1 protein-coding gene and 1 pseudogene are annotated in these 1,314 nt (G+C 67.8%); both read right to left on the bottom strand.

Annotated features, from left to right (window positions below):
* Nucleotides 1-63: 63 nt before the first annotated feature.
* On the bottom strand, nucleotides 64-1,059 hold the full coding sequence (locus C5N14_RS31345) for an alpha/beta hydrolase family protein (RefSeq protein WP_117673522.1): 996 nt from the start codon (nucleotides 1,057-1,059) through the stop codon (nucleotides 64-66).
* Nucleotides 1,060-1,096: 37 nt separating this feature from the next.
* Nucleotides 1,097-1,314: pseudogene (locus tag C5N14_RS31350) on the bottom strand (VCBS repeat-containing protein); the annotation flags it as partial.

The raw sequence follows: 1,314 nt of genomic DNA on the forward strand, positions 1-1,314 counted from the left end.
AAGAAGGGCCACCCCTGCGGGGGTGGCCCTTCTTGCGTCTACCGCCGAGCCGTCGGTGCCGGATCAGCCCGCACGACGGAGGCGGCCGAGCATCCCGTTGAGGTCCTGGACGAAGAGCTCGTGGCGGAAGTAGTGACCGCCGGGCACCTCACGCCACTCGTGCGGGATCCCCGCCCGACCGAGAGCGGCCCGGAACTCGCGCTGGCCGGCCAGCACCTGGGTCTCGTTGACCGTGTCGAACCAGTTGACCGGGTCGGGCGAGGTGCCGGCGGCCAGGAAGATCCGCTTGTTGTGGTAGCTCCCGATCCGCTGCACCGGGTTGTCGGCGCTGACCCGTGCCTCGTCCCACAGCGGGGCGCCGTAGACGGTGCCGCCGCCCAGTTCGACCGCGGCCGAGCTCAGGTTGGCCCAGTGCACGACGAGGCCGAAGTCCCGGCGCAGGCTGGCCGGGCCGGAGTGGGAGCTGACCGAGCAGAAGTGGCCGTAGTACTTCGCGGCGTACTTCAGGGCGCCGAACCCGCCCATCGAGAAGCCGGCGACGGCGCGTCCGTTGTACTCCGCGAAGGTGCGGAAGTTCGACTCGATCCACGGCAGCAGTTGTGCGATGTGGAACGTCTCCCAGTTGCGTGGCCCCGTGTTGCTGCTGACCGGGTTGGAGTACCAACCGGTCGCGGCGTCCGGCATGACGACGATGATCTCCCTGCCGGCGGTGAGGTTGATGATGTTGTCGTTCATGTGGAAGGTCCGGAAGTCGGCGTTCCCGCCGTGCAGCAGGTACAGCACCGGGTAGCGCTTGTTGCTGGTGTGGTACCCGTCGGGCAACAGGACGTTGACAGCGGGATCCCACTGGATCGCATCGGTGGCGAAGCGGTAGTACTGGAGGCGACCGCCGTTCTCGTTGCGGTCGACGATGCGCAGGCCGTGCCCGTCGCCGGCGGCCTGGGCCGGGAGCGGCGCGCCGAACGTGCCCGCCAGCGCGCCGGCGGCGGCGACTCCCGCGGCACCGGTCAGGAGCCGCCGGCGGGTGAGGGGCCGAGCGCCTTCGGGGTTGATTTGCATCGATTCTCCTCGGGGAAGCTGCTACGGGTTCGGGGGTTCAGAGGGTGGTTTCTCCGGGGAGGCCGAAGAAGTCGTGCCATTTTTGTGGGGTGTTGAAGGTGGTGCCGGTGGAGAGGGCTACGTGGACGTCGTTGGTGGTGCCTTTAGTGAAGACGATGATGTCGTCTTTGTTGTCGCCGTTGGCGTCGGCGAGGTAGGGGAATTCGCCGGGGAGGCAGAAGTGGTCGTGCCATTTGATGGTGGTGCCGGTGAAGG

Source organism: Micromonospora sp. MW-13, from assembly GCF_003434305.1.
In the GTDB taxonomy this organism is placed as follows: domain Bacteria; phylum Actinomycetota; class Actinomycetes; order Mycobacteriales; family Micromonosporaceae; genus Micromonospora.

Bases quoted from the DNA above. Each gene is read 5' to 3' on its own strand.
- C5N14_RS31345 (WP_117673522.1), bottom strand. From the start codon at position 1,059: ATGCAAATCAACCCCGAAGGCGCTCGGCCCCTCACCCGCCGGCGGCTC.